4 protein-coding genes and 1 other RNA gene are annotated in these 4,345 nt (G+C 69.6%); all 5 read right to left on the bottom strand.

Annotated elements, in window-relative coordinates; genetic code table 11:
• Window positions 1–50: 50 nt before the first annotated feature.
• Window positions 51–1,052, bottom strand: a complete 1,002-nt coding sequence (locus tag ACNPM4_RS09595; RefSeq protein ID WP_448985515.1) for a MerR family transcriptional regulator — start codon at window positions 1,050–1,052, stop codon at window positions 51–53.
• Between the two features lies 1 nt (window position 1,053).
• Complete coding sequence (locus ACNPM4_RS09600; protein ID WP_448985516.1) at window positions 1,054–1,728, bottom strand: HEAT repeat domain-containing protein; 675 nt, start codon at window positions 1,726–1,728, stop codon at window positions 1,054–1,056.
• A gap of 114 nt (window positions 1,729–1,842) precedes the next feature.
• An RNA gene (gene rnpB / locus ACNPM4_RS09605) (RNase P RNA component class A) lies at window positions 1,843–2,199 on the bottom strand.
• A 35-nt stretch (window positions 2,200–2,234) separates the two neighbouring features.
• Window positions 2,235–3,935 carry a bifunctional 3'-5' exonuclease/DNA polymerase gene (locus tag ACNPM4_RS09610; protein WP_448985517.1) on the bottom strand — a complete coding sequence of 567 codons (1,701 nt, stop codon included), beginning with the start codon at window positions 3,933–3,935 and terminating at the stop codon, window positions 2,235–2,237.
• 22 nt (window positions 3,936–3,957) lie between these two features.
• On the bottom strand, window positions 3,958–4,345 hold a 388-nt coding region (locus ACNPM4_RS09615; RefSeq protein WP_448985518.1), incomplete at its 5' end, for a zinc ribbon domain-containing protein.

Consider the following 4,345-nt stretch of genomic DNA (forward strand, 5'->3'; position numbering starts at 1 on the left):
GGGGGCCTTCGTCATGAGTCGGGCGGCGTGGACGAACCCGTCTCGACCGGTCAGCGGCGCTCCGTGCGAACCCCGAGGTGGGCGCGGGCAGCGATCGCGACGGAGGACTCCGGGTCGGCGGCCAGCGTCTGCAGCACCGATTCGACGTCGGGCCCGGGGATGCACGCGAGCATCCCGACCAGGCGCCGACGACCATCGGCGTCGGTCATCGCCATCACCGCCGTCGAAGCACGGACGAGCTCGCCCGTGAACCCTTCACGAGAGGCGAGCGCCTCCAGAGCGTCGCTCGCCTCCATGTCGAGCTCCCCCGCGGCCACCTGCGCGACCAGTGCGGCGACCACGGCGATGTCGCCCGACATACTCCCGACGATGTTCGCGCGAGCACGAACTCGCGGGTCCGCGTGCGTCGTCTGCCGGGCCACGGACGCCAGCGCTCGAGGCGTGCCGATCTTGAGGAGCGCCTCCAGCGCACGGTGTCGTCGCTGCGCGTGCGCTGAGGTGAGCTCCCTCGCGAGAACGGGAACCGCGGGGTCTCCGATCAACGCGAGGGACCAGAGGACCGCGCCGGCCACGTTCGGTTCATCCTCGCGGAGCAGAGCCTCGATGAGGACGGCCGTGTCGCGCTCGTCGCCCTTCTCGAGTGTCAGAGCCAACCTCTGTCGGCCGGACGCGCTCACGGAATCGAATCCACGAATGAGTGCGATGATACGAAGCGCATCGGCCACGTCGCGAGGATCGCTCGCGCGAATGCGATCCAGACGCGAGACGAGTTCGGTCGCAGCGCTCTGTTGGGCCCGCGCGCGCTCGACGAGGCGCTCGACGAGATCCGCCGATGCGAACGCCTCTGAGTCGAGTGCGTCGGCGACCTCCGCCAAGCTGAGGCCGAGCGATCGCAGACTCTCCACGTGAAGCAGCCGCTCGACATCCACTTCCGCGTACTGGCGATAGTGGCCGCTGGTGCGCGCCGTCGGCGAGACGAGACCGATGCGGTCGTAGTGGCGCAGCATGCGTGCACTCACCCCGCTTCGCCGGGCGACCTCCCCGATGAGCATGTCAGTCGTCTCCGACCGTCGGTGCGTCCCGAAGCGCGACCACTCGCCGGGCTTCCTCGATGGCCGCCTCGAAACCATCGTCCGGGTATGCCATGACATGTGCTGTGGCCAGCGCGTGCTCACGAACCCCGGGGTCCGGCGCATCCGTCGCCGCGTCGACGACGGACTCGGCGGCGGGGCCGAGCATCGCGATCGCCCGGCTCAGGCTTCGCTGGAGCTCACGATCTCCGCGGCCGAGGTTGCGAGCCAGCTCGCGGGCGAGTGCGGGGTGCTCACTCTCCGGCGCGAGGCCTGCCGCGGTGCGCCACGCCGCCTTCGCGACTTCGACGTCGTCGTCACGCAGCAAGTCCACGGTGATCGCTGACCAGGCACGCCGGTCGCCGAGCTTCGAGAGGCTGTGCAGGGCCTGGCTCCGGGCCTGAGCAGTCGTCGAGTCGAGCTCGGGCAGCAGGAGATCGACGGCCTTCGTCCGATCCTGGCGGGTGATCGCCCATGTGAGCATGTCCCGCACGTAGAAGTCGGGCTCGACCGAGCACCGCTCGATGAGCACCGGCAGGTACGCGTCGTCCGTGTGGATCCCTGCAGTGAGCGCCGTCTGCAGCCTGACTGATGCGTCCGACGCGCTCAACGCGCTGCGCAGCCGGCTCACGGGGGATGTCATGTTGTCTTGGGTCATGAGGACCACCTCCACATCCCACTTCACACCTTGTCAGCGTGTCAAGGTCAAGACGGGAACAAGACGCGGTTCCGAGGTGCCTCGAAGGTGACCAGCGGATCAGGTCGATCTATGCGAATGGGCCGACCTGTACGCCGGGTTCTGTTCCGGGGTTCTTCGCCCCTTCGACGGCCATCTCTCTCGGCGACACGTTGCCGTGGCACTCTAGCGGTCTACCCGAGGACTCGGCGAGCCGCGTCATCATCCTCTGTCTGACCTTGCTCCGGACGAGGTTTACCTGGCGGGCCATGTCACCATGGCCCCCGGTGGTCTCTTACACCACCCTTTCACCCTTACCCCTTGCGGGGCGGTCTACTCTCTGTGGCACTTTCTCGCGGATTGCTCCGGGTGGGCGTTACCCACCGTCCTGCCCTGAGGAGCCCGGACGTTCCTCGGTGCGGTCACCCGCCACGCGGCCGTCCAGTCGACCCATTCGCACTCCCAGTCTACTTCTCGGGAGGCCATTCCTACTTCTCGGCGGACTCTGCGATCCGGAGGTCCAGGGGCACGTCGATCGGGAATGAGCCGAAGAGGCGGGTCGTCGCGACCGCGGCCGCTTCACGCACGGCCTCGGCCGCCGCTTCTGCGTGCTCCTGCGGAACGTGCAGGATGACCTCGTCGTGCAGGAAGAAGGCCAGGTGCGGTGCCTGCGCGAAGGGACCGGATGCCGTGGCCGTGGTGAAGCCCTCGGGGATCTGCTGCAGGCGGTGACGGATCTCGGCGAGCCAGATCAGCGACCACTCGGCGGCAGTCCCCTGCACGACGAAGTTCCGGGTGAATCGCCCCCAGTCACGCGCCCGGCGCCGAGCGAGCGCTACGACTGCCGGATCGGCATCAGCGCCGGTGGCATCGGCCTGCAGACGCATCCACTCCACCGAGGGTCGGGGCGATGATCGGCCGAGCCAGGTGGACACGATGCCGCCGTCCTCGCCCGTGCGCGCCGCCGCGTCGACGAGCGCCATGGCGCGCGGGTACACCTTCCTCAGCCGTGGAACGAGCCGCCCACTGTCACCGGTCGTGGCGCCGTACATCGCACCGAGCACCGCGTACTTCGCCTCCTCCCGGGTGGCCACCGCTCCGGATGCGACGACGCCGGCGTACAGATCGCTCCCCCGCGCCGCCCGCGCCATCGCCTCGTCGGAGGCCATCGCAGCGAGCATCCGCGGCTCCAGCTGCGCGACGTCCGCCACGACGAGAGTCCATCCAGGGTCGGCACGCACCGCAGGGCGCAGACTGCGCGGAAGCTGAAGCGCGCCTCCGCCGGCAGAGGCCCAGCGCCCGGTGACCACGCCACCGGGGATGTACACGGGACGGAACCGCCCTTCGTGCACCCATTCGGCGAGCCAGGCCCAGCCGTTGGCGCTGAGCAGCCGGGAAAGCTTCTTGTACGCGAGCAGCGGTTCGACGACCGGGTGGTCGTGCTCGGCGAGCTCCCAGCGGCTGGTGGACTCCACCTGAACCCCGACACGATGCAGCGCCCGGAGCAGCTTCTGCTGACTGTCGAGGTGCAGTGAGGCGTCGCCGAGGAGTTCCCGCACTCGATCGCCGAGCTCGACCATACGACTCGGCGTTCCACCGGCGACCGGACGCGTGCCCAGCGTGTCGGTCAGGATCGCATCGTGCACGCCCTCGTCCCAGGGCAACCCCGCGGCCCGCATCTCCTCGGCGATGAGTCCGCCCGCCGACTCCGCCGCGCACAGCAGCGTGAGGCGACCATCCGGCGCCGCAGCGATCGTCTCCCGCTGCGCCCGGTACTGACCGAGGGTCGTGACGATCGGGTCCTCTCCGCTCGTGTCGTCGAACACGTCGAACAGCGACGGCGCCGCAACGGTCGGCTCACGCCGCTCCCACTCGTGCGACGCGGGAAGCGGGGTCGGCACCGCAGAGGTGTCGCGCAGGATCGCATGGCACAGCACCAGATCATGGCTGCGAGAGATCCGCACTCCGTCGCCGAGGAGGAGGGCGTAGGTCTCCGCGGCGGTGCGCATGATCCAGCGCGGAGCGTCGGAGGTCTCCGCGGCGTGGACCCATGCGGACAGCTCGTCGGTGCGCAGAGACGTGCGGTTCTGCTCTTCGTCGTCGGCGTCGAGCTCGATCGCGACGTACTCCTGCGCGCCGACGGAGATGAGCGCGATGCGGCGTTCGATCCCCGACGCCGGCGCTGTCATCGGCGGCGGGCGCGGGCACCGCTCATGCGAGCCCGGATTCCTCGGTGCGCACGAGGATGCAGCCGCACTCGGGGCAGGAGACCACGAGGTCGTCCGCCGCGCGGCGGATGTCGTTCAGATCGGTGCTGGGAAGCAGGATGCGGCAACCTTCGCAGGTGCCGCGGGTGAGAAGAGCCGCGCCGGCGCTGTTCGTCGCGCGACGGGAGTACTCGGCCAGGAGTTCCGGTGAGACGCCTTCGGCCACGGCCGCTCGATCGCGGGCGAGCTGCGCACCCAGATCCGTCGCCGCGGCGACATCTGCCTTGGCCTGGGCGGTGAGCGCCGACCCCTCGGCGGTGGTCGTCTCCAGGAGAGCCTGCTGTGCGGCGACTGCGGCCTCCGCCTCTTCGAGCCGCCCCATGACGTCGAGT

The sequence above is a fragment of the Microbacterium umsixpiens genome, from assembly GCF_053543675.1.